This is a genomic window from Atopobium sp. oral taxon 810 str. F0209 (genome assembly GCF_000466405.1).
Classification (GTDB): domain Bacteria; phylum Actinomycetota; class Coriobacteriia; order Coriobacteriales; family Atopobiaceae; genus Olegusella.
Map to the genome: position 1 here is coordinate 19,072 of NZ_KE952954.1, position 25,465 is coordinate 44,536.

Sequence of the window (25,465 nt, forward strand, 5' to 3'; positions counted from 1 at the left end):
CAAAGTAAATGATTGAAGTTTCGGGTATCCAGCTTTCCCCACGCGATATGCATGGTGACAAAACCGCAGAGACGCAGATCTGCCGTGCTGCTCTGCTTCGCCGCCTACATTTGGCTCCCGATGATATAACTTCAATCATTTTGCAGCGGCGCTCTATAGATGCACGCAAGAAAGACCGCCTAAAGCTCAATTACACGCTCAGGGCAACTCTACGTGGTGGGGCCAATGCCGAGCGCGAGCTTCTACGTCGCTTGGAACATCGTCGCGACAATCGTGGTGTCAAGCTGGTAGAGGAAAAGCCTTTACACTGGCCAAACATTGAGCCAGCTATGCTAACTCATAAACGTCCTGTTGTTGTGGGTGCTGGGTGCGCTGGTCTTTTCTGTGCACTTGCACTTGCAGAAGCAGGACTGAAGCCCATTCTGATTGAGCGTGGTGACGATGCACGACAACGCAGCCATGTGGTAGATGCGTTCAATCAAGGCGCAGAACTTGATAGTGAATCCAATATCCAGTTTGGACTAGGTGGTGCAGGCACATTTTCGGACGGAAAACTTGCCACAGGTACCAAGAGCCCACTTCACCGGCTGGTGCTCGATACCTTTGTTGAAGCAGGTGCCTCAGCAGATATCCTTTGGGACTCTCATCCCCATGTGGGCAGTGATGTCCTACCTCAAGTTGTCACCCACATTGCCCAGCGTATTTGCGATCTGGGTGGAGAGTTGCGCTACCGTTGTCGTATGACCGACATCATCTACAAAGGCACCAAGGGAGAACGTCGTATTACCAGCGTCAAAGTAGCTCAAACTCTCTCTGACGGCAGTCTTCGAGAAGAGCAAATCGATACCAGCGATGTTGTACTTAGTTGTGGACATTCTGCTCGCGATGTTTTTGCTTTGCTCAAAGACAACGACATTGCCCTTGAACGCAAGACTTTTGCTATGGGAGTACGTATCGAACATCTACAGGCAGATGTTGACCGTGCGCAGTATGGACGTTTTGCGGGCGATCCAATCCTTGGAGCCGCACCCTATAAACTCGTTGCTCATCTCCCTTCAAACCTTGAGCACATTGGGGGACGAAGTGCATTTTCCTTCTGCATGTGCCCTGGTGGCTATGTGGTAGCTGCCACGAGCGAAAAAGATGCAGTTGTCACCAATGGTATGAGTTTTGCTGCTCGTGATGGCATCAACGCCAACTCTGGCCTGCTTGCCAATGTCTTTCCCAGTGATCTGCCAGGAGACGATCCTTTAGAGGGCATCAAACTCCAACGCAGCTGTGAGCATAAAGCATTTGAGCTTGGTGGATCCAGTTATGCAGCCCCTGCTCAACTAGTAGGCGATTTTCTTGCACCTCAACCCTCTACTGGAGCTGCTGACGTAATGCCTACCTACCCTCGCGGTGTGGTATGGGGAGAAGTTGATAATTGCCTCCCCAACTATGTCAGTGAGGTGCTTCGTGCTGCAATCCCTCTGCTGGGACGCCGTTTGTCCTGCTTTAATGAAGAAACTGCGGTTCTTACTGCAGCAGAGACACGTTCAAGCTCCCCTGTTCGTGTTACCCGTGGAGCAGACCTACAGTCTGTATCCTGCGCAGGTTTATGGCCTACAGGTGAAGGTGCAGGCTATGCAGGAGGCATCATGAGTGCGGCTACAGATGGTATCCGTATTGCAACTGCTTTGGTGGAGAGTTGGAAAACTGTGAATTAGACTTGCACGAACTGATAATATGGAGTTCAGTTCTGAAAGTTTCAAAGGGGTAACTATGGATAAGATGCAACACAACCCTCAGCCTCAAAGGCAAAGCCGTTCCAACGCCAGTCCTCAGCCACGGCAGACTCAGCGCCACGCCGCCACTCATGCAGCAGGTACTACTCCTCGAGCCAGTCGAACTGCTCATACCAACCGTGCACAGCATACTCAGCGTACAGCCTCCAATCAGGCACATTTGCTGGATTCCAGCGCATATAGCAGGCAGTCTCAGTCTCCCTATGCACACAGCAAATCTTCGGAGGGTATGACTCGCCGTGGACTTTTCAAAGCAGCAGCTGCCCTTGCTGCTGTCGCGGGCGTAGGTGCCACAGGTGTCTATCTTGTACGCAACCCACCTCTTTTTGATGTGAGCATCAATGGAACTACCTATCGTGTCAATGCAGGCACCACCCTGCAAGGCGTCGTCAAAGATGGCCTTGCTTCTCCCAAGCCCGGCAATCTCATGGCAGTTGATGGCAGTATTGCTGCCGAAGGCAAAGGCGATATGCTTGCCGCCACTATCAACGGCAAAAAGACCAACAATCCTGCAAGCAAGCTCGTTGCTAATGCTGTGGTAACCATCTCTGATGGTGCCGATACTACCGAGGAATATAGCGAAAAGACCGAAAAGATTCCTTTTGAGACCAAAAGTGATGATTCCAGCACGCTCGATAGCTACTTCAGAGGCGCACTACACGTTTATAGCAAGGGCAGCGAGGGCGAAAAGTCTACGCGTACTGGCAAGGTATCAGGCAAGACAGTCAGTGAGACTACCAAAGAACCAATTGACGCTGGCTACCACATCATCAATGCAAATGTAGGCGATGAAAAGGTCGTAGCCTTAACCTTTGACGATGGTCCTTGGGAGACCACCCCTCAGCTGCTGGATGTTCTCAAAGAAAACGATATCCATGTCACCTTCTTTGTTATTGGCAATCAGGTTGTTGAGCATCCCGATACCGTTAAGCGTGAACATGCCGAGGGGCACCAAGTAGCTACCCATACCTGGGATCACGCTGCGGGTGCAGGTCAGGGTGTCAACCTTACCTTTATGACCGCTGAAGAACAAAAAAACGAAATCACCAAAGGCATTCAAGCAATTGAAGATTGCCTGGATACCAAGGTGAGCCATATTCTCCGTGCACCTGGCGGCAATTACTATGGCGAGATTGTCAATACACTCAGTGGCATGATTGACGCAGAGATTGGTTGGAACCTCGATACCGAGGACTGGAGTCGTCCTGGTGCCCAAAGCATTGAAAACACCATCAAGTCGGCCAAGCCAGGACAGGTTATCCTTTGTCACGACGGTGGCGGAGACCGCACTCAGACTATCGAGGCCGTCAAAAATGCTGTTCCCTATCTCAAGGAGCAGGGCTTTAAGTTTGTCACAATTGACGAGTTGTTTGAGCTCAATAGCAAGTATGCAGGCAAAACAGACACCAAGGATGACAAATCCAAGTCTGATGACGGAGCAACGGCATAAGGCAGCTTATCCAAATTTAGATGGTATATGCGCAGACGGTACCAAACGCGTTAGTGTTTACGCGGGCGGTATCGTCTTCTTGTTGCATGAACAGAACCCTTACGATCGGTCTTCTTAAGACGGCCGATAACGTCCTCGGCACTGCTTCCCTCTAGACGGGTGCGGATGGCTACCAGTTGATCGCGTAACCGTGCTGCACGCTCAAAGTCCATCTCCTCCGAAGCCCGCTGCATCTCGGACTCCAATGAGGCAAGCAAAGATTCGCGTTCAGAAGCAGGGAGATCTGCAAGTTCTGCTGCAAGTACCTCGGCAGCTACGTGATTGTCGCTCTCAGCTGCCTCTGGGGCAGCCCCATCTTGTCCGCTAAAAAAGGCTCCATGACCAAGCGTATCACCACGAGAACGATCTTTGCCGGCCAGCGTTGCTTCTGCATCTTCAATAAAGCCTCTAATATCGCCAAGGCTCTTGTGAATAGTTTGCGGCACAATCCCATGCTCAGCATTAAACGCTTCCTGCAGCTCACGTCGACGGCGTGTCTCATCGATAGCAATCTTCATCGAGTCGGTCATCTTGTCGGCATACATAATGACAGCACCATGGGCATTTCGAGCAGCACGACCCATAGTCTGGATAAGCGAACGACGATTGCGTAAAAAACCTTCCTTATCAGCATCCAAAATAGCAACGAGCGATACCTCAGGTATATCAAGACCCTCACGCAGCAGATTAATGCCTACGAGGACATCAATCTTGCCTTCGCGTAGCGTGCGGATAATCTCTACGCGATCAAGTGTTGCGGTATCAGAGTGCATATAATTAACGCGAATACCCTCATCAAGCAGGTGATCAGTGAGGTCTTCTGCCATACGCTTGGTCAGCGTAGTCACCAACACACGCTCTTTTTTGGCAATACGTGCCTTGATCTCATCAATCAAATCATCAATCTGTCCACGTACAGGACGAATATCTACTGTAGGGTCAAGCAGACCTGTTGGACGAATAATCTGCTGAACCTCGTTTTGAGAAACCTTCTCTTCATAATCACCTGGCGTTGCCGACACATAGATAAACTGAGGAATACGCTGCTCAAACTCATCAAAGCGCAGAGGTCGGTTGTCCAAAGCAGATGGTAAACGAAAACCATGCTCTACCAAGGTCACCTTGCGCGAACGGTCTCCCTCGTACATACCACGGATTTGCGGTACCGTCACATGACTCTCATCGATAATGCAAAGCATATCACGGGGAAAGTAGTCGATAAGAGTATAGGGCGGCTCACCTGGCCTGCGACCATCCAAGTGACGGCTATAGTTCTCAATACCCGAGCAAAAACCCATGGTTTCAAGCATCTCAAGGTCATAACCTGTACGTTGAGAGAGGCGTTGAGCTTCAAGTAGCATGTCTGCTGCTTTGAGCTCAGCCACGCGTGCTTCGAGTTCCTCATTAATAGATTGCAGAGCGTGCTGTACCTTGGGCTGTTCTGTCACATAGTGACTTGCAGGCCAAATGGGAATTGCATCAAATTCGCGTACAATCTCACCAGTTACCTTATCTACCTCGGCAATGGTCTCTACCTCATCACCAAAAAAAGCAATACGCAGAGGATTGTCTGCATAGGGTGGATAGACATCAACCGTGTCGCCACGCACACGGAATGTACCACGAGCAAGGTCATAATCGTTTCGGTCATACTGCACATCAATAAGATTGCGAATAAGTTCATCGCGCTCAAGCGGCACATCTTTGCTGATATTAGGCGCCAAACCCGCATAATCCTGGGGACTACCAATACCATAGATACAGCTCACCGAAGCAACTACAATAACGTCTCGACGTGAAAGCAGAGAACTTGTTGCCTGATGGCGGAGCTTCTCAACTTCTTCATTAATGGAAGCGTCCTTCTCGATAAAGGTATCAGTCTGCGGGACATAGGCCTCAGGCTGATAATAGTCATAGTACGAGACAAAATAGACAACGGCATTATTGGGAAAAAGCTCGCGCATCTCACTTGCAACCTGAGCTGCCAACGTTTTGTTGGGCTCCATGATAAGTGTCGGGCGATTGAGCTCCTCAATAGTTTTTGCCATCGTGTAGGTTTTGCCCGAACCCGTTACTCCCAAAAGGGTCTGATAACGCAGACCATCGCGAATACCTTTAGAAAGGCTCGCGATAGCTTGGGGCTGATCACCTGCCGGAGCATAATCAGATACAACTTTGAGAGGCGTATCACCATGGTCTAAACCAAAGCGCTTTAGCACCCCGCCAAAGCGCTCTCGCAGTGCATCTGCACCTGTATGACCCTGTAGTTTGAAATGCTTGGCATCTTCAGGCATGATGAACTAAGACTCACACTCAAACTTGTGGTGGCACTTGGGGCAGCTAACGCGCAGCTTGCCGCGACCGCGAGGAACACGTATACGTTGACCACAATTAGGACATTTAAGGTGTTTATAGCTACGGAACTCTTTCCACGCAGCTGCAGGGTTTTTAAACCAAGGACGCAAGGGACCAACCTGCTTGAGAAACGCCTTATTTTCCTTGGCACGTGCATCAAGACTGCGCGAAGTCATACGGAAGAAGGCATAAACCACCAATGCTAACGCGATAAAGTTCAGCACAGCTACATGCGAAATCAATCCGATGATATAGACGATAATGCCCAACCAGATACTGGTATTGCTCAGGGCATCAGCGCCATTACGTCCCTGCATCCATAGGTTGATTTTTTGCTGCAACTCATACAACTTGTCATTCATAGGAGCTCCTTTGTCTGTAAGCTCAAGTATAGACGTGAATGCTGTGTACAGTCTGGCTAAGCTCTACAAGCGTCAACAAACGAACGCCAGATGCACGCATCGGTCTCATTGCGGCGCCATGTACATTCAGGATGCCACTGCACCCCGAGTACAAAACGCGCACTAGGATCTTCAATCGCTTCAGGAATGCCATCAGTAGCCTGAGCAGCCTGATTGAGTCCTTTGCCCAGCTTCAAAACACTACAGTGATGTGAAGAGTTGGCCTGAACCGTAGTGACATCACCCACACAGTGATAGAGCAGGGAGTCTTCGATAATATCTATGGGATGTGCTGGCGATGCCAAGATACCTGTGTGATGCCAAAGCATCATTCCGGGCAGAGGTTGACGTTTCTCAATGGCCATATCTAGGCTGCCGCCATAGGCAACATTGAGTATCTGCATACCACGACAGGTAGCAAAGATGGGCTTATTTGCCCCACGAAAACCCTTGATAAGTGCAAGCTCCAACTCATCGCGGTCGTGATTGAGTAGGCTTTCTTCATAAGGATCCTGATTGCCCCACAGCTTAGGATCCACATCCTCCCCACCAGGAATTGCCAAACCAGAGCAGAGCTCCACATATTCAGCAATTAAAGATTCGTCATGAGTCATAGGCATCAAGACGGGCATACCACCTGCAGCGATAATAGCGTCAACAAAATCAGAGGCACCACCCTCAAGGGGAGTGAGTGGATTATCAACCGGCACGGGAGCAGTCCGCTCTTCCATTCGGGGCGGAATACAAATCCTTGGACGCTTGACCTTCTTATCCACGCTACAACCTTTCTTGAAAGCTCGTCTTGCAAACGCTCACTACCCTATCACCAATAGGGGCCTAGTGTTCCATAATTGAGTCAAGAAATTCACGAGCACGCTCAGTCTTGGGATGATCAAAGAATTCATCGGGGGTACCTTGCTCGATAATCTCCCCATCCGCCATAAAGACAACGCGGTTTGCCACGCGACGAGCAAAGCCCATCTCGTGGGTAACCACAATCATCGTCATGCCTGCACGCGCAAGCTCAACCATAACATCAAGTACCTCGTTAATCATCTCGGGGTCAAGGGCACTGGTAGGCTCATCAAAAAGCATCGCCTTGGGCTGCATTGCAAGGGAGCGTGCAATGGCGACACGCTGCTGCTGGCCGCCAGAAAGCTGCGCGGGCACTTTGTTTGCCTGCTCGGCTACGCCTACACGCGCAAGCAAAGTCATTGCACGCTCTTCTGCCTCCTTACGCGGCACTTTGAGCACCTCAATGGGACCCATCGTGACATTTTCAAGAATAGTCTTGTGCGCAAAGAGATTAAAACTCTGAAATACCATGCCCAATCCTGCACGCATGGCTGCAAGTTCCTTGCCCTCTTGCGGGAGTGCCTGACCATCAATGAGAATTTCGCCAGAATCAATACTTTCAAGGCGGTTAATAGTGCGGCACATAGTCGACTTACCCGAACCAGACGGTCCGATAACTACGAGTACTTCTCCCTTATTAACTGCCAAATTGATATCTTTGAGTACATGTAGCTGACCATAGTGTTTGTCAACATGACGAAGTTCTATGACAGGGGTCTGCTCGGTACTGCTCATGATGACTCCGTTTCGTATTTTGAGCTCAAAATTCTCTTGACCGCACGCGTACAGATCACACAGGGTCAATATTGGTCTGGGTCACAATCTTGCCGCCACTGCGCTTGGAAACATATATGGCCAGCTGATTGACACCGTAATTAATCAGGATGTAGACCACTGCAATAACAAGATAAGTCGATACCAAGGCATCATAGTTAGCAATTAGTACGCGGGCATTTTGCAGCATATCAGGGAAGCTAACCACGTAGGCCACGGTTGTATCTTTAACTACAACTACAAGCTGGGAAATCAGCGAAGGAATAACTATGCGCACGGCCTGAGGGAAAACGATCTTCATTTTGACAATGAAAGGTCGCATACCCAAAGAAAGTGCTGCTTCTGTCTGACCTACAGGAACTGCGTTCATACCTGCACGAAAAACTTCAGCAAGTACCGCAGACGCTGCCAGTGCCACAGGCGTCGTAATCATCCAGAAGGTACTCATTTTAAAACCGTACTGGGGAATGACTAAAAAGAAAAAGTAAATCAGCAACAGACTTGGCACGCCACGGAAAAACTCAGTGATTACGCGCGCAATACCCCGCAGAACAACATAGGAGCTCATCCGCATCAACATCAGTACAAAACCCAGTACCAACGCAATAACACCAGCAGTGAGCGCTACTTCTATAGTTCCTACGAGTCCCATTCCCAAAAAACGCCAAGTTGCAGGCGAAAGGAAGAAAGACCAGTACTTTGGGTCCAACTGGCCCGCTACCGCAAAACTGCGCACTATCAAAGCAAGCAGAGCTACAAGCGCTACCACCGAGATGGCCGTACCCATACGAATGGCACGACGCGTCTTGGGTCCTGGCTCCTCGTAGAGATAATCACGCACAGAAACTTGTGCACTCATCGCAAGATCCTCACCTTCTTGTCAAGGCGATTGCCAACATAGCCAATCACCAGTGCCGTGAGGACATATCCCAAAGCAGAAATCAAAAAGGTCGTGATACCACCTGTAGTACGAGTATTGATGTAGCTCACCAAACCCGTAAGTTCTTGAGGATTGAGAGGAATCTGCGATCCTAGCGCTGTCGTAAGCATGACTGCGATCAGTAGATTGGTCATGGGCAGTACCGCCGAACGCAAGGCCTGGGGTACCACAATAAGACGAATAATCTGGAAGAAGTTCAAACCAATAGAACGCGCTGCCTCAATTTGGCCTACACCAATTGTATTGATGCCTGTCATAAAGTTCTCAGAACCAAAAGCCGAGCCAATGAGAGTAACCGTAATAATTACGCAGGTCAGAGGTTTGAGCACCAAACCTAAATACGGCAGGGCATAATAGACAATGATGAGCAGAGAAACACCTGCGATATTGCGAAACACTTGTACATAGAAGTCACCAAGCATCCGTAGGGGTTTGACAGGTGACACGCGCATGATGGTTACAACAATAGCAAGTATCATACCCAGGGCGAATGAGACCAGGGTCAGCTGCCAGGTACTCAAAAGAGCCAAGAGATATTTGCTGCCATACTCTGCCAGCAGCTCAGAAATCCCCATTCACACTCCTCCCAAAATAAAGCCCCCGCGCTAGCAGCACGGGGGCCAGACTTACAAAAACTTAGGCCCCAATTGCGGGAGGCGTAGGAACATCTTTGATGTCGGTGCGGTCACCAATGCAAACCTTCCAGAGTTTCTCCCATGTACCATCATCTTCGATGGCCTTGAGCCACCCGTTAACAAACTGAACTCCATCAGAATCCTTGGGAAGACCAATACCATAGGCATCAACAGGGCCAAAGGCATCGCCAGCGATACGATACTTACCAGGATTTTTAGCCATAGAGCTAATCTGCATGGTCATATCGATAACGTAAGCATCAACGCGGCCCTGCTCAAGATCGCGACGGGCTTCCTCATCGGTCTTGTATTCTTGGACATTTGCCTTGGGTGCCTCTTTCTCAAGAATAGAGGGGCCTGTAGAGCCAGACTGAGCGGCAACATTTTTACCTGCAAGGTCATCAATGCCATTGATGTCAGTATTATCAGCAGCCACTAAAATACCCTGCTGACTCTCATAATAGGGACCAGCAAAAGAAATAAGCTTCTTGCGCTCATCAGTAATGGAATAAGTCGCAAAAACAGCGTCGACATTGTCGTTTTGAAGCAAAGACTCACGAGTATCAGAGGTGACCTGCGTGAACTTTACCTTGGACTCATCACCCAAAATATAACGGGTGAGTAGCTGATAAAGGCCTGCATCAAAACCTCGAATTGCTTGACTTTCGGGATCGCGGAGGGCAAACAGTGTGGAAGTATCCACGCCGCCAACGCGAAACTCGCCAGCATCCTTAATCTTTTTTGCCCAGCTATTAGCTGTAATTGCAGCATCATCAGCGGTATTACCAGAAGAAATCACACCATCATAGGTCTTGGCATCAATCTGCACAGTCTCGTCAACAGCACTTCCAGCATCCTTATCCTTGGGTGCATTGGCCGACTGACCACCACAAGCTGCAAGGCCAAAGGCGGCAACGGATGCGATACCACCCAAACCAAAGACTTGGCGACGGGAAAGATTAGAGCCTAGAGTTGCCATAAGTAAATCCTTTCGTAATGAGCAAGCTTCATCGGACAGAATGCTCGCTTAGATTTTTACTGTACCCAAGTCGAGTTCTGCTCATACCTGCAAAAATCATCGTGTAACTTGCTCATTACGTGACGCTAAAAAATGCTACACAAAACGTTCGTTCCACCAGTTTTGTACTTGTTCTTTTAGGCCTTCTTGGTCACCTAAGTTGTCGAGCGTACTATCGCAGAGGGCCAGCAAGTCAGCATCACTGAGTTGACGCGCAGCACGCCGATCAAAGTCCTGCTCGCTCATACCACGGCCAATTGCACGCACACGACGAAGTTCTAGTGGACAGATAACACCAAGCACCTCATCCGCAAGCTTCAAAAGTGGTCCCATTTTATCGGGAAGCGGAACCTCAACCACAACACAGGGCACCTGTATCTGGGCTGACTGAATACGTTTGACCTGCTCTACAAGCTTGTTTTTAATTGCCGGCAGCTCGAGTGCCTCAAGAGCCGCCGTACGCTCAGCTGTCGCAAAAGCCCTTAGAGCCAACTTTTTTCGGTCAAGGCTTCCGTCTGCCTGAATAAGATCTGCTCCAAATTCTTTTGCAATATGTTTAAGCAAGGCGGAACCAGGAGCCAATACCTCACGCGAAATTTGGTCAAGATCAATGCATATAGCACCCAACTGTTCAAGCTGAGATGCCACGCTTGACTTTCCCGAAGCAATGCCACCTACGAGAAATACTATCCGCGCTTTGCTTGTTCTAGGCATGGGGTTGGGCATAAAGCGCCACCAATTCTTGGAGCATATCGACCATACTCTCGAGCTCGCCAACAGGAACAAATTCCATGGGTCCATGTGCATTGTAATAACAGGCAGAAAGATTTGCGCATGCAAACCCACGGAAAGAAAGCTGCGAGCCATCGGTACCGCCTCGCATGGGAATACACTTCATTTCGTAGCCCACAGTCTTGTATGCAGCATGGGCGCGCTCAATAAGGGGCACATTTTCAGGAAGTAGCACAATGTCTGCAAGATTGTGATACTGATCGTGGATATCGATACTAAGAACTTCGGCATCTATACGCTGATTAAAATAGTCCACCGCATTCTGCATCAACTGTTTGCGCTGAGCAAACTTAGCAGCATCGTGGTCGCGAATAATATAATCAGCTGTCGCCGCCTCACAGTTGCCACTTATCCGCTCGAGATAATAAAAGCCATCGCGCCCCTCGGTATATTCGGGACGATCCTGCGCTGGCAGCAACTCGTTGTAATGCATCAAACATTCGGCAGCATTGATCATCAAACTTTTTGCGGTGCCCGTGTGTACCGAAACACCGCGCGCCTTGAGATGCGCCTCTGCAGCGTTAAAGGTCTCATAGCAAAACTCCCCCATCGGACCACCATCAATGGTATAGCCCCAACGCGCGCCAAAGCGCTCAAGGTCAAGTAGAGAGGCACTGTGGCCAATCTCCTCATCAGGCACAAAAGCTACGGCAAGGCGTGGATGTGGCAGGCTGGGATTGTCCTTGAGACGGGCAAGCAAAGAAATGATTTCTGCACAGCCTGCTTTGTCATCTCCACCCAATAAAGTGCTTCCATCTGCGCAGATGAGCTGCTCGCCCACCATCTGAGCCAGCTGAGGATTTGTCTTTGGGCCGATGGCAACCTCATTACCTTCGCTATCGTGTCCAATCACACAGCGACCACCCTGATAGGTCACTATCTGGGGACAAACAGGAGCATTATGCGCCTGACGCACGGTATCAACATGACAACAAAAACCCAAAGTGGGCAGGTTTTCCGCGCCCCCACTCGCTGGCCAGTGAGCAATAACATAGGCGTGCTCGTCAATGCTTACATCCTCGGCTCCCAGCTCACGCAAATCATCCGCAATACAAGCTGACATCGTATGCTGTTCAGGAGATGAGGGAACTTCGCTTTGAGAGAGTGCATCTGAGGGTGAAGGAATAGAGCAGTACCTCATAAGGTGCTCAACTACATCACTCACTTCTGATACTGCCATAGATGCTCCTAAAACTTGAAAACGCTCGCCTAAACAAGCAATTGCTAAGCGAAAGAATTGCTCTCATCATAATAAAAACGGAGCCACACAAGGCGACTCCGCTTAAACGAATTATGTATCCGAGCAAACTGGACAAAAGCGCGAGCTTACTCAGCCTCAGTCGCCTCAACTTCGGTCTCGACAGCCTCAACAGCCTCGGACTCCTGCTCCTCGGCAACCTCAGCGGCCTCGGGGTTCTCGAGCGGCGTCACGTCAACCTCAAAGCCGAGAGTCTCAGCAGCGGACTTCATCGACAGGGAGATACGACGACGGTCGAGGTCGATCTCCATGACCTTGACCTGGACCTTGGTACCAACGCTGCAGACCTGGCTGGGCTGATCGACGTGCTGGCGTGCCATCTCGGAGATGTGCACGAGACCCTCGACACCGTCACCCAAGTCGACAAAGACACCAAAAGAGACGAGCTTGGTAACAACGCCCTCAACAATAGCGCCCACGGGGTACTTCTTGACGAGAACACGCCAAGGATCCTCGGTGGTCTGCTTGAGACCCAAGGAGATACGCTCGCGGTTGAGATCGACATCAAGGACCTGAACCTCAATCTCCTGGCCAACCTTAACAACCTCGGAGGGGTGGTTAACGTGGTTCCAAGAGAGCTCAGAGATGTGAACCAGACCGTCGATACCGCCAAGGTCGACAAAAGCACCAAAGTCAACGATGGAGGAAACCTGGCCCTTGAGGTGCATGCCAGGCTTGAGCTTGGAGAGAATATCGGAACGCTCGGCCTTGCGAGCCTCTTCAAGAACAACACGGCGAGAAAGGACAACGTTGTTGCGGTTACGGTCCATCTCGATGACACGAGCCTCAATACGAGTGCCCATAAATGCTGCAAGATCCTTGACGCGACGAAGGTCAACAAGAGAAGCAGGCAGGAAGCCGCGCAGGCCAATGTCAAGGATAAGACCGCCCTTAACAACCTCGATAACTTCACCCTCAACGTTCTCGTTGGCGTTGAACTTCTCCTCGACGCTATTCCAAGCACGCTCGTACTCAGCGCGCTTCTTGGAGAGGATCAAACGGCCTTCCTTGTCCTCCTTCTGGAGAACCAAAGCCTCAATCTGATCGCCAAGGTGCACAATCTCGGAAGGATCAACATCCTTGCGGATGGAGAGCTCACGAGAAGGAATAACACCCTCACTCTTGAAACCAATATCCAGCAGAACCTCATCATGCTCAATCTTGACGACGGTACCAGTGACCAAGTCGCCCTCATCAAAGGCAGTAATAGTGCCGTCGATGAGCTTGTTCATCTCCTCGTCGGATACTTCATCCAACGCAAAGACGGACGAGTTTTGAATCTCACTCAAAGGTGGACCCCTTTCGAACAACGGGGCCCCGATCGCGGTGATCGCTGCCGTAGGGCGCTGTCTAACGTACGATGGGCGCCGCAACGCACCCGCTCGCCGTGCAACCTCGCACGTGTGGAAACTGACCTTGCTATCGGGGGCCAACAGATACAGTGTGTGGGCATAACTCACACAAACTATAGATTACCCTGTAACGGCAGTTAATTTCAAGCAGAAAGCCATAGTTTCATGCACTTTTTTGCAGAAAACATAGTTTGACTTAATCGGCAAAACCTTTGTCAATAAGAAGGGATCCCGGCTCGCCATCTGCCGCCTTGGTCGCTAGTTCATCGCAACGCTCGTTAAGCTCGTGACCTGCATGTCCTTTGACCCATATGAAGCTCACTTTGTGAGGTTGCTTTGCTTGTAGGAGGCGTTTCCAAAGATCAGGATTTTTGACAGGCTGCTTTGAAGCGGTTTTCCAACCGCGAGATTTCCAACCATCTACCCAGTGCTTATTAAAGGCGTTAACGACATATTGGGAGTCAGAATGCAGTTCTACTTCACAGGGTTTTTTAAGCGCCTCAAGACCCGCAATGACCGCCATAAGCTCCATACGATTATTGGTTGTACGCTGGTAACCTGCAGACAACTCACAACGATGCTCTACGCCCTGCTTATCTATATATATGAGCACTGCACCATAGCCACCAGGGCCTGGATTGCCCCGACTTGATCCATCAGTATATATCGTCACGCGCATCTACGCCCTCCTTTTTTTGCTCTCCCTAGTCTATAGGTAAGTGGAACTTCCGCACATCTCATGCCGCCCTCATGCCATCGCCGTCGTCGCTTAATGAGGTTCACGATTCTCCCCCGACAGCGGAAAGGGTTCACGTTTCACCAGCAGGGCAGGTAACACACCAAAAAAGGCGACCGCCCGAAGGCAGCCGCCTCTCATTCCAGCTTACGTAGCGCAAGCGCACCGCAATCTACATGCAAACTACTTCTTGAGCGTGGTGTAAGTAAAGAACTTGTAGCCCAGAGGAATGCTGAAGAAGCCCTTGAGGTTCTTGTCAACCATATAGAGGTCGGTGTAGAAGTACAGAGGGCAGATGCAACCAGTAGACATCAGCAAATCTTCGGCCTTGTGCATCATAGCGTAGGCCTTCTTGGTATCGGTCTCAGCCTTTATAGCCTCAATCAGCTTGTCATAGGTCTCAGCCCAAGTACCATTCTCAACCTTGAGGTCGCCGCCCACATCAGTGGTATCAATGCTATAGGCCTTAACGCTCGCGTGAGCTCCCTTACCAAACTGGACGTCGTTGTTACCAGACTGCGTAGTCCACATATCCAAGAAGGTCATCGGGTAGTTGTAGTCTGCCAACCAGCCGTTACGAGCAATACCGTAGTCACCGTTCTTACGGGTATTCAGGAAGGTGTTCCACTCTTGGTTTTCCAGCTTGATATTGATGCCGATACCAGATAGGGCTGCCTGCAGGTACTCACCAATCATCTTGTGAGATTCCTGGGTATTGTACAGATAGGTCAGAGACGGGAAGTCGCTAAAGGTCTTTTGCTTCTCGTCATACTTGTAGTACTTCTTCAGCGTCTCAATAGCGGAATCAAAGTTCTTCTCCAGAGACTTGTCTGAAACATCAATGTAGCCGATATAACCATTCTTCTTTTTGTCACCAGCGTTCTCGTAGAACTGAGAACCGTCAGCATCAGTCATGCCCATAGCAACAAAGGAAGAAGCAGGTACTTGTCCGCCCTGAGCAATATCGTTGATGATGTGGTTGCGGTCAAAGAGCAGAGCGATTGCCTTGCGGATTTCGGCGCGCGCATTCTCGGCCTCGACACCGGTAAGCTTGGTACCAGCAGGAAGAATCTCAAGATTGACGTTCCAGTTGACGTAATAGGTGCCCAGCTGACCATCAACCTTGAACTCATCAGGATACTTATCCTTCAGAGAAGCAATCTCATTAGTGGGAACATCATCGATGAGCTGCCACGTGCCATTCTCAAAGTTGGATAGCATGTTATTGGCATCGTCAGAGAGGTAGAACTGAATCTCCTTCATCGTGACAGCGTCAGCATCGTAGTAATTATCGTTCTTCTGAACAGTAATGACCGAGTTGTGATCCCACGCGGTCATCTTGTAGGCGCCATTGCTGATGTAGGTCGAAGGATCAGTCGCCCACTTATCGCTCTTAACGATGTCCTCACGAACAGGGAAGAAGGTCGGGAAGGCAAGTAGCTCATTCCAGTAAGGCTCGCAGCTCTTGGACGCAACAACTACGAGAGTTTTGTCATCCTTGGCAGTGACATTGAGCTTGGCGTCAGGATTCACAAACTCGAGAACAGGTTCGTCCTCACCAGTCTCTTCATTCTTCTTGGTCTCGCCTGTCTCCTTGGACTCCCACATTGCGGCATAGCCATCAATCTGGTCAAACATATAGTTATAGTCACCAGATAGTGCAGGTCCTGCAGCACGGTTCCAAGAGTAGACAAAATCGTTGGCCGTAAGATCCTTGCCATCGCTCCACTTCAGGCCGTCGCGCAAGGTATAGGTATAGGTGAGCTTTCCATCACCAGTATCTTCACCCTTGGGAAGCTCAGTGACACAGTCGGGGACAATTTTGAAGCCTTTGCCATCCTTCTCCCACTTTGCAAGACCAGCAAAAAGGTGAGAAATCATCGTAGCGCCGTCAACTGCAGAGTTGAGAGCGGGATCAATGCTGTCAGGCTCGGAAGCCAAGCAAACACCAATGCTGTCAACGGTCTCGCCTGCAGCTGCAGACCCGGCACCAGATCCACCACCGTTGCCGCATGCAACGAGCATCGAGGTCAGACCAGCCAGACCAACAGTCTTAACAAAATTCCTACGTGTGAGCTGAGACATGCTAACTCCCCCTTTATCGGACCTGAGACTTGATACTGTCCAGCTTCTGATAACAGCGAGCTGTTACCAAGTATTTCAGTGCACTTTTAGTGCAACAGAAACCAAGATGAACCCAAGAATTAATATGCTTAAGAATTAATCTCTTCCACGCGATGACAAGCTACAAAATGACCTGGTTTAACTTCTTTGAATTCAGGCATGGAAGCAGAACAACTCTTATTTGCAAACGGACATCTAGTACGGAACGGACAACCCGACGGCGCATGCAGAGGACTTGGAATATCGCCCTGCAAAGGAATTCGCTTGTTGGCATGAGCAATCTTGGGGTCGGGAATGGGTACTGCAGAAAGCAAAGATTTGCTATAGGGATGCATGGGGTGGTCATAAATCTCAGCAGCATCTGCTAGCTCAACCATCTTGCCCAAATACATAACAGCAATACGGTCGGAAATATGACGCACCACCAGTAGGTCATGAGCAATAAAGAGATAGGTCAGGCCAAGCTCGTCTTGCAACTCGTCAAACATATTGATGACCTGTGCCTGAATGGAGACATCTAGTGCCGAAACGGGCTCGTCACAGACGATAAACTCAGGACCACTTGCCAAAGCGCGCGCAATACCAATACGCTGACGCTGACCACCTGAAAACTCATGGGCATAACGCGAGGCATGCTCGGAGTTGAGACCTACACGATCCATAAGTTCGAGGATGCGATCCATGCGCTCCTTTTTTGAGCTGTACATACCATGTACATCCAGAGGCTCACCGATAATATCGGAAACCGTCATACGAGGATTCAGCGAGGAATAGGGATCTTGAAAGACCATCGTCGTTTTGCGGCGGAACTCTGCCATCTCTTCTTTTGACTTGGAATTGACAGGCTTGCCGTTGTAAATAACCTGACCCGCGGTGGGTTCATATAAGTGCAAAATGGTACGGCCGACGGTAGTTTTGCCACAGCCAGACTCACCTACCAAGCCCAAGGTCTCGCCACGCTTAATCGAAAACGAAACATCGTCGACCGCTTTAAGCGGCGTCGAGCCAAAGAAGCCTGTCTTTACGGGAAAATATTTCTTGAGATTGCGAATTTCAACCAAAGGAGTTTCCTCGTTTGCAGAGGCTTTGATTTCGTCAGCCATCTTATGCCTCGCCTCCTTCCTGAGCACTCACAACAGAAGCAGACTGTTGCTTTTCGTAGAGATCTTTGACATTAAGCCAGCAAGACGCTTTGTGGAATTCATTGATATCCATCGACTCGGCAGGGTGCTTAATGCAAATCTTCATGGCCTTTTCGCAACGAGGGGCAAAAGGACAGCCCTCAGGAAGATTGAGCAGGTCAATCGGGGTACCCGTAATAGGGTGCAACTTTTGGCCCATCGATCCTAAAGTCGGAATAGAGCGAAGCAGGCCACGAGTGTACTCATGACGTGGGTTGTAGAAAATCTCGTCTGCGGTGCCTCGCTCGCAATAAGAGCCCGCATACATAACAACAATCTCATCACACATTTGGGCAACAACACCCAAGTCATGGGTAATCATGATAATTGCCATGCCCATCTCGCGCTGTAGCTTTTGCATCAGCTCGAGAATCTGTGCCTGAATCGTTACGTCAAGCGCCGTAGTTGGCTCATCTGCAATCAAAATATCGGGTTCGCAGGCGAGCGCCATAGCAATCATGACACGCTGCCGCATGCCACCCGAAAACTCGTGTGGGTACTGCTTCATACGCTTTGCAGGCTCATTGACGTTAACTAAGCTCAGCATCTCAATGGCACGCGCCTCTGCTTGTTCGCGCGTACGATCGGTATGCAAAAGAATGGCTTCCATTAACTGGTGACCAATGGTCAGGGTGGGATTCAAAGAGGTCATCGGATCCTGGAAGATAATTGAGACTTTGTTGCCACGCACATTTCGCATGACCTGCTCACCCGCACCCACTAGCTCTTGGCCGTCAAGCTTGATAGAGCCACTGACAATTTTTCCCGTAGGGGCCAAGATTTGCATGATGGAGTATGCGGTTACCGACTTACCCGAGCCGGACTCGCCTACAATGCCCAACACCTTGCCGTGATCGAGGTTGAAGTTTACACCGTTAACTGCTTTTACCTCACCTGCATCCGTAAAGAAGGATGTATGCAAATCCTTTACTTCAAGAAGCGCCATCTAAATCCCCTCCCTTCCTAGTTGTTAAGCTTGGGATCGAATGCGTCACGCAAACCATCGCCAAAGAGGTTAAGACCCAAGACGATAAGAGAAATGGCAAGAGCCGGAATTGCCAAACGCGAGGGATAGCTTGAAATACCGTTAAGAGCATCAGAAGCAAGGGATCCCAGCGAAGGCATAGGAGCGTTGACACCCAAGCCCAAGAAAGACAGGAAGCTCTCCGTAAAGATGGCAGAGGGAATTTGCAGTGCTGTCGAAATGATAATGATAGAAATGCAGTTGGGAATCAGGTGCTTGGTAATAATCCACTTTGCCTTGGCACCTGCCGCCTGAGCTGCAAGAACATATTCCTGCTCACGCAAAGACAAAATCTGGCCACGGATGAGACGTGCCATCGAGCACCAATACAACAAAGCAAAAATGATAAACAGCGACAAAATATTCGAACCAATTTTTGCAAACACCGTACCCTCAAAGGCACTACCCAAACTTGCTCGCATAACTGAGGCCAACAAGATAACCATCAACATATCGGGCAGGGAGTAGATGATGTCAACGATACGCATGATTGCCATGTCGACACGACCACCCGCAAAACCTGCGATGGAACCCATGGTCAGACCCACAATCAACACGATGATGGAGGCAAAGAAACCTACTGCCAACGAGATGCGGGTACCGTAAACTACACGAATGAAGTAGTCACGACCAGAGGCGTCAGTACCAAAAATATGTGGAAAGACAAATTGCCCGTCTTCCATCATTTGCTGTTCGCTGCGGGAATACTCCATCGGAGCCAAATTGTTATAAGAAGCATCAACAGGTTTACCCGGCTGAACACCCAGCTGCACATCATAGGAATATGGCCACACAATCGGCAGCACGATAGCCGAGATGACAATCAACACAATGACTACCAAGCTGGTAAAGGCAACCTTATTTTTGTAAAAACGCTTGCAACCATCACGGAAGAAGGTCGAGCTGGCGCGCATTTGCACCATGTAGGACTTTTCTTCCTCAGATGCAGGAAGAAAATCGTCCATGTCAACCTGCATGCTCAGGGGATTCTTGTTCATCATCGCTCCTAATCCAGGCTGATGCGCGGATCAACCACGCGATACAAAATGTCACTTACAAGGTTCATAACCACAATGAGTGTGGCAAGAATGATTGTGGTGCCCATGATGAGCGAATAATCACGACCAGTGATTGAGTTAACAAATGCACGACCAATGCCAGGTACCGCAAAAATCTGCTCAACAACCAGCGAACCTGTAGTGATGTAGGCAAGCTCGGGACCCAGATATGTAATAACGGGAATCAAGGAATTCTTCAGCGCATGTTTAAGAATAATGTTGCGCTGAGAAACGCCTTTTGCCTTGGCAGTGCGAATGTAGTCCTGTCCCAATACATCAAGCATTGAGGAGCGCGTCAAACGCGTAATATATGCCATCGGATAAAGCGCCAAGGTCACAATGGGCAGTATCAGGCCACCTTTGGCTGCACCGTTTGCTGGTAGCACATGCAGTTCAATGGCAAAAAGTAATAAGAACAGCGTGCCCATAATAAATGACGGCATCGATACAAACGCTGTCGTGATAACCATGATGATCTTATCAGCGACAGTATTGCGCCTCAGTGCAGCAAGAGCGCCAAGCAAAACGCCTGATGCTGTAGCGATAATCAGCGCAATAACACCAAGCTTTGCTGAAGTCTTCATGCCATCGGCAACAATAGTGGTTACTTCACGACCGCGCTGTTTGAGCGAGGGACCAAAGTCAAAGTGTGCAGCACCACCTAGGTAGGTGAGATACTGCTCAAACAAGGGCTTGTCGAGACCAAATTTCTCTTCAAGTGCTGCTTTTGCAGCAGGCGTAACTGCCTTCTCACTCGCAAAGGGTCCACCTGGTACAGAGTGCATTACAAAAAAAGTGATTGTAATGACTGCCCAGATTGTGACAAAAGCAAAGAGGACCCTCTTAATGATGTAGGCAACTTCTTTTGAGTTCATAAAGCTCTCCTGTCGCCGGATACAAATCCCCAGTTCGCATCAAAAATTTGTGGAATAACGCAGACTCGTCTAAACAAAACTTAAATTATCTTTGCTAACCCACATTGCGGATGGATTACAGGGGGGTTTCATTTAGGGGGCTCGAAGGTTTAGCAAAGATGAACAGCAAGCTCCTAGTACGCAGAAGAAAATTTCATAAATTTGCTGCAGAAATTTCAAACATGATAAAATATCGAATGCTGTGCTGCGTGCCCATTGTCTATGAGGTACCCTATTACCCCACTGTTTAATTGGCATGCCTAGCTGCGTTATACAGCAGACTGCTCGTCTGGGTCTTCTGTATGTACGCATAATGCAAGAAGGGGCAGCAGTTAACAAGTAACTGTACGTCTCCCGCATCAAACACGATGCGGACTGGAATGGGGAGCGTTCATGGCGCGATTCGTCGGATACGTCGTTAAGCGAGTTTTGAACTACATAGTTATGATTTTTGTAGCAACCTCGCTCACTTACTTTCTGGCCTCAGCTTTTATGAGTCCACGTTCTAATTATGAGTCTCGTACTCCACGTCCCCCACAAGAATCCATCGAGTGGGCGCTTGATGCTGCCAACCTCAACGATAAGACGCCTATCATGGAGCGCTATCAAAAGTGGATTGGCGACATCCTCACCAAGGGTGACTTTGGCAAGACTCCTACGGGCGCTTCGGTTAACCACGAAATCTCTTCCCGCATTGGCGCTTCTGTCCAGCTCATGCTACTTGCTACCATTATTTCTATCGTGGTCGGCGTGAGCCTAGGTGTCTACACCGCTCAACGCCAATATCAATGGCAAGACCGTTTTTGGAGCGGTGTCGCCTCGCTGTTTATGGTTATCCCAACTGTTGTTTTGGCAATTCTGATTGTATTTTTTGCAATCGAGGTCAATACCGCGACTGGCACACGCATCTTCTATGTAACGGGACTTTCCAGCTATAGCGGTTCCAACTTCTTTATTGGTTTGCTCGACTTCCTCCAGCACATTTTGCTGCCGACCATCGTGCTTACTATTATCAGTGCCGTTGGTTATCACTTGGGTCAGCGTACATATCTACTTAACGAAATGCATGCTGACTATGTGCGCACTGCTCGTGCAAAAGGTCTCACAAAAAAGCAGGCTATTCGCAAGCACGCTCTTCGTGCATCTTTGATTCCTACTGCCGTATCTGTAGCCTTCTCCATCGCTGGCATCTTTACTGGCGCCGTTATGACCGAGAAGATTTTTGCTATCCACGGCCTTGGTGAATACTTCATCAACTGCATCAACAATAACAATATTCATGGTGCGGTTGCTGTTGCCGCCTTCAGTGGTGCTTGTACGCTCGTCGGTGCTCTGCTTGCCGACCTCTTTGCTGCAGCACTCGATCCTCGAATCAAGATGAGCTAAGGAGAGCACGATGTCTGAAGAAAAAAGACAGGTTGCGTCCCCTGAAAATACGGACGCAAAAACTGACGAAACCCACCTCACCAACGCAGAGCTCGAGCTTTTGGCTGACGAGCTAGGTAGCTCCGGCGGCGAGGTCAAACGCATTGGCTATTTTTCGCTTATTGGCCGCCGTTTTGTGCGCCAGCGCAGCGCTATGGTGGGTCTTGTTATCCTGATTATTTTGATTATTCTCGCTATTTTTGGGCCATATATGACGCCCTTTACCTATACCGATCCCGATTTCACGGCACTCAATGTGCCCCCCAATGCGACGCACTGGTTTGGTACCGACGGCGGTGGTTTTGATCTCTTTGCCAGCGTTGTCCATGGTTTGGGCCGTTCTTTGGCAATTGGCATTATTTATTCTGTGCTGACCACCATCATCGCTGCAATTGTTGGCACCTCTATTGCCTATGTCCGCGGCGTTCCTGAGAAAATCGGCATGTGGTTCCTCGACATGCTACTCATCATCCCAAGCTTTTTGCTTGTAGCTATGGTGGTCCGTGCCTCCAGTGGTACTGAGGGCTGGTGGATGCTGATTGTGGGCCTGACTGCCTTTGGTTGGATTGGCTACGCCCGTACCCTGCGTACCATGGCGCTTTCTCTGCGTGAACGCGACTATGTTCGCGCCGCAAAATACATGGGTGTCTCCCCTATCAAGACCATTATTCGTCACCTCATCCCCAACCTTGGCTCCATCTTGATTTTGGACACGGTATTGGGTGTTATTGGCGGTATTAACTCCGAGACCGCATATAGCTTCTTGGGTCTAGGCATCAAGGCTCCCGATACATCCTTGGGCTACCTTTTGAGCCAGGGCTCATCTGCCATGCTTTCTGCCCCTTGGGTTATTCTCATTCCCTCTATCGTTTTGATTGTGCTCTGCGTCAGTATGCAGCTCATCGGCGATGGTCTGCGCGATGCAATCGATCCGTATTCCCGCGCTGCCGGCACTGTAGAAGATGACGCCGAAGAGGATGCAGCTACTACCGAGACCGCTAAGGCTTAAAGACAATTCACGATTTGACGTCTTGGGTATGGCGCGCTCACCTGCGAGCGCACAACAAATGAAAGTGACGGAGCTACAAAATGGCCGAAACGACAAGTACAAGCACGCAGACCTCTTGGGTCGCCAAGGACGATACCCTGCGCTATGAGTTGCTTGAAAATAACGGACCCAAGGGCGCCCCTGAGGGCGACCCTATCATGAGTATTCGCAACCTCAAGGTGTCTTTTGCAACCGAGGCAGGCCGAGTCGACGCCGTACGTGGTGTTAACTTTGACCTTTGGCGCGGGCGCACCTTGGGCATTGTAGGCGAGTCGGGTTCAGGCAAGTCGGTAACTGCTCTTTCTTTGATTGGCCTTCTTGATGACAATGCTCATGTCACTGGTTCGGTCAAATTTGATGGAGAAGAGCTGGTAGGCAAGACGGACGAGGAGATGGCAGCCTTCCGCGGCAAATCCATCTCAATGATTTTCCAAGACCCTCTGTCTGCCTTGACACCTATGTTTAGTATTGGTGATCAGCTAGCAGAAACTTTGCTAATTCATAACCCCAATATGACCAATCAGCAGCTACATGATCGCTGCATCGAACTGCTTACCATGGTTGGTATTACCAACCCTGAGGATCGTCTGGACGCCTATCCTCACGAGTTTTCTGGCGGTATGCGTCAGCGCGTTGTTATTGCCATTGCTATTGCTAATGACCCTGATGTCATCATTGCAGACGAGCCTACCACAGCACTCGACGTAACCATTCAGGCACAGATTTTAGATGTACTCGCCGTAGCCCAACGTGAGACGGGCGCCGCTGTTGTCCTAATTACCCACGACTTGGGTGTTATCGCGGGCACCGCAGACGATGTCTTGGTTATGTATGCTGGTCGTGCTGTCGAGCGCGCCAGTATCGATACGATCTTTGACCAGCCTTCTCATCCTTACACCATGGGCCTTTTGGGTGCTGTTCCCAAACCCCACATGGCGGCTGAGCATCGTCTGGTTCCCATCAAGGGCAATCCCCCTTCACTGGCCGCTATTCCCAAGGGTTGCCCCTTCTCACCGCGTTGCCCCATGGCAAGCGGATCATGCTTTGAGATTGAGCCAACTCTTGATCCTTTTAATGCTGCCGAAGGCCACCTTGTAAGCTGTCACAAGCTCGCAACCATCCGCGATCGCCACTTAAACTTCCAGGATGTATATCCCGAGCTTGAGCCCTTGCCTGCCAAGTGGGCCGAAGTACCTCGCGATCAGCGACCCATTGTCCTTGAGGTCAAGGATTTGGTAAAGACTTTCCCTGTTCAGGGCAAGGGTTTAATTCGTCGTGACAAGGGTACGATGACCGCTGTTGACCATGTCTCTTTCAAGCTCCATGAGGGTGAGACACTGGCATTGGTTGGCGAGTCTGGCTCGGGTAAGTCCACCACCCTGATGCAGATCATGGATCTCGTTAAACCTGAAAGCGGCAGCATTACTGTACTGGGCAAGGATATTGCAACCCTTAAAAACAACCGCGAGCGTCGCGAGCTTAGGCGTGATTTGCAAGTTATCTTCCAAGATCCCATGAGCTCGCTTGACCCTCGTATGCCCATCTATGATGTGCTGGCAGAACCCCTACGTGCGCAAAAGTGGGCACCCAAGGATATAAATAAACGTATCGGTGAACTGATGCATCTTGTCGGTATCAATCCCGACTATGTTGACCGCTTCCCCTCTCAGTTCTCAGGTGGGCAACGTCAGCGTATTGCTATTGCACGTGCCCTTGCTACCAGCCCCAAGATTTTGCTGCTTGATGAGCCTATTGCCTCCTTGGATGTCTCCATTCAGGCAGGTATCATCAACCTGCTTGAAGATCTGCAGGTACAGCTCAAGATTTCTTATCTCTTTGTTGCCCATGACCTGGCAGTTATTCGCCACATCTCCGACAGTGTTGCCGTTATGCACCTAGGCAAGATTGTCGAGCAGGGAGATACTGAGGAAGTCTTTACCAATCCGCAAGATCCCTACACTCAGGCTCTGCTTTCTGCTATCCCCATTCCTGACCCCAAGATTGAACGCACGCGCGAGCGCATGGTCTATCAGGATGGCAAGTTGGTTTCCTCCTCTAGTCTCCTTTCTGGCCATAAGGGTTAAGCATAGCTTCATTGCAAATAAACAAGCTGAAAGTGATTCGCAATTTGCGGGTCACTTTTTTGTATGTACAGGACATTCTTGGCATTATGTAACAGACTAGAAACGTCTATCCACAGATATGCCACCACTTTTTATGTGATTTCTAATAGGATATTGCGGAGCACCAAAAGGTGCTTTTTCAGCACCAGTTACCTGTTCGCTGACATTTTGGAGGA

21 protein-coding genes are annotated in these 25,465 nt (G+C 49.7%); 5 read left to right on the forward strand and 16 right to left on the reverse strand.

Annotated features, from left to right (window positions below; genetic code table 11):
- Nucleotides 1–8: 8 nt before the first annotated feature.
- A complete protein-coding gene (locus tag HMPREF9069_RS06320) occupies nucleotides 9–1,709 on the forward strand; it encodes an NAD(P)/FAD-dependent oxidoreductase (RefSeq protein ID WP_021626368.1) in 1,701 nt (566 codons plus the stop codon).
- A 55-nt stretch (nucleotides 1,710–1,764) separates the two neighbouring features.
- Nucleotides 1,765–3,237, forward strand: coding sequence for a polysaccharide deacetylase family protein (locus tag HMPREF9069_RS06325; protein WP_051317812.1), 1,473 nt, complete (start codon nucleotides 1,765–1,767; stop codon nucleotides 3,235–3,237).
- A 50-nt stretch (nucleotides 3,238–3,287) separates the two neighbouring features.
- Here the strand turns inward: HMPREF9069_RS06325 and uvrB are convergent, their stop codons facing one another.
- From uvrB to HMPREF9069_RS06405, 16 genes are all read right to left on the reverse strand, one after another.
- Nucleotides 3,288–5,570 carry an excinuclease ABC subunit UvrB gene (uvrB, locus tag HMPREF9069_RS06330; RefSeq protein WP_021626370.1) on the reverse strand — a complete coding sequence of 761 codons (2,283 nt, stop codon included), beginning with the start codon at nucleotides 5,568–5,570 and terminating at the stop codon, nucleotides 3,288–3,290.
- Between the two features lie 6 nt (nucleotides 5,571–5,576).
- Nucleotides 5,577–5,993 (reverse strand): TFIIB-type zinc ribbon-containing protein, encoded by a 417-nt coding sequence (locus HMPREF9069_RS06335; RefSeq protein WP_021626371.1) that lies wholly within the window; start codon nucleotides 5,991–5,993, stop codon nucleotides 5,577–5,579.
- Between the two features lie 56 nt (nucleotides 5,994–6,049).
- A complete protein-coding gene (locus tag HMPREF9069_RS06340; protein WP_035438697.1) occupies nucleotides 6,050–6,808 on the reverse strand; it encodes a gamma-glutamyl-gamma-aminobutyrate hydrolase family protein in 759 nt (252 codons plus the stop codon).
- Between the two features lie 61 nt (nucleotides 6,809–6,869).
- On the reverse strand, nucleotides 6,870–7,622 hold the full coding sequence (locus tag HMPREF9069_RS06345; RefSeq protein WP_035438698.1) for an amino acid ABC transporter ATP-binding protein: 753 nt from the start codon (nucleotides 7,620–7,622) through the stop codon (nucleotides 6,870–6,872).
- Nucleotides 7,623–7,677: 55 nt separating this feature from the next.
- Complete coding sequence (locus HMPREF9069_RS06350; RefSeq protein ID WP_021626374.1) at nucleotides 7,678–8,520, reverse strand: amino acid ABC transporter permease; 843 nt, start codon at nucleotides 8,518–8,520, stop codon at nucleotides 7,678–7,680.
- A complete protein-coding gene (locus HMPREF9069_RS06355) occupies nucleotides 8,517–9,176 on the reverse strand; it encodes an amino acid ABC transporter permease (protein WP_021626375.1) in 660 nt (219 codons plus the stop codon). Before HMPREF9069_RS06355 ends, HMPREF9069_RS06350 begins: the two co-directional genes overlap by 4 nt.
- Before the next feature lie 61 nt (nucleotides 9,177–9,237).
- Nucleotides 9,238–10,215, reverse strand: coding sequence for a glutamate ABC transporter substrate-binding protein (locus tag HMPREF9069_RS06360; RefSeq protein ID WP_021626376.1), 978 nt, complete (start codon nucleotides 10,213–10,215; stop codon nucleotides 9,238–9,240).
- A gap of 135 nt (nucleotides 10,216–10,350) precedes the next feature.
- On the reverse strand, nucleotides 10,351–10,980 hold the full coding sequence (gene coaE, locus HMPREF9069_RS06365) for a dephospho-CoA kinase (protein ID WP_198009734.1): 630 nt from the start codon (nucleotides 10,978–10,980) through the stop codon (nucleotides 10,351–10,353).
- The gene (pepT, locus tag HMPREF9069_RS06370; protein ID WP_035438699.1) at nucleotides 10,961–12,226 is read right to left on the reverse strand and encodes a peptidase T; all 1,266 of its coding nucleotides are present in this window, start codon (nucleotides 12,224–12,226) and stop codon (nucleotides 10,961–10,963) included. Before pepT ends, coaE begins: the two co-directional genes overlap by 20 nt.
- A 146-nt stretch (nucleotides 12,227–12,372) precedes the next feature.
- Complete coding sequence (rpsA, locus tag HMPREF9069_RS06375; RefSeq protein ID WP_035438700.1) at nucleotides 12,373–13,593, reverse strand: 30S ribosomal protein S1; 1,221 nt, start codon at nucleotides 13,591–13,593, stop codon at nucleotides 12,373–12,375.
- Nucleotides 13,594–13,852: 259 nt separating this feature from the next.
- Nucleotides 13,853–14,335: a ribonuclease HI gene (gene rnhA, locus HMPREF9069_RS06380; protein ID WP_021626380.1), complete on the reverse strand. Its 483-nt coding sequence runs from the start codon at nucleotides 14,333–14,335 to the stop codon at nucleotides 13,853–13,855.
- Between the two features lie 240 nt (nucleotides 14,336–14,575).
- Entirely contained in the window at nucleotides 14,576–16,477 is a 1,902-nt protein-coding gene (locus tag HMPREF9069_RS06385; protein WP_021626381.1) for a peptide ABC transporter substrate-binding protein, read from the reverse strand.
- 128 nt (nucleotides 16,478–16,605) lie between these two features.
- Nucleotides 16,606–17,619, reverse strand: a complete 1,014-nt coding sequence (locus tag HMPREF9069_RS06390; protein WP_021626382.1) for an ABC transporter ATP-binding protein — start codon at nucleotides 17,617–17,619, stop codon at nucleotides 16,606–16,608.
- A 1-nt stretch (nucleotide 17,620) separates the two neighbouring features.
- Nucleotides 17,621–18,643 (reverse strand): ABC transporter ATP-binding protein, encoded by a 1,023-nt coding sequence (locus HMPREF9069_RS06395; RefSeq protein WP_021626383.1) that lies wholly within the window; start codon nucleotides 18,641–18,643, stop codon nucleotides 17,621–17,623.
- Between the two features lie 17 nt (nucleotides 18,644–18,660).
- Nucleotides 18,661–19,719, reverse strand: coding sequence for an ABC transporter permease (locus HMPREF9069_RS06400; RefSeq protein ID WP_035438701.1), 1,059 nt, complete (start codon nucleotides 19,717–19,719; stop codon nucleotides 18,661–18,663).
- Nucleotides 19,720–19,727: 8 nt separating this feature from the next.
- On the reverse strand, nucleotides 19,728–20,654 hold the full coding sequence (locus HMPREF9069_RS06405; protein WP_021626385.1) for an ABC transporter permease: 927 nt from the start codon (nucleotides 20,652–20,654) through the stop codon (nucleotides 19,728–19,730).
- A gap of 432 nt (nucleotides 20,655–21,086) precedes the next feature.
- Here HMPREF9069_RS06405 and HMPREF9069_RS06410 point away from each other — a divergent pair, with 432 nt between their 5' ends.
- From HMPREF9069_RS06410 to HMPREF9069_RS06420, 3 genes are all read left to right on the forward strand, one after another.
- Entirely contained in the window at nucleotides 21,087–22,079 is a 993-nt protein-coding gene (locus HMPREF9069_RS06410) for an ABC transporter permease (RefSeq protein ID WP_021626388.1), read from the forward strand.
- Between the two features lie 10 nt (nucleotides 22,080–22,089).
- Nucleotides 22,090–23,127, forward strand: coding sequence for an ABC transporter permease (locus tag HMPREF9069_RS06415; RefSeq protein WP_021626389.1), 1,038 nt, complete (start codon nucleotides 22,090–22,092; stop codon nucleotides 23,125–23,127).
- Nucleotides 23,128–23,207: 80 nt separating this feature from the next.
- Nucleotides 23,208–25,250 (forward strand): dipeptide ABC transporter ATP-binding protein, encoded by a 2,043-nt coding sequence (locus HMPREF9069_RS06420; RefSeq protein WP_021626390.1) that lies wholly within the window; start codon nucleotides 23,208–23,210, stop codon nucleotides 25,248–25,250.
- The last annotated feature ends 215 nt before the right edge of the window (nucleotides 25,251–25,465 follow it).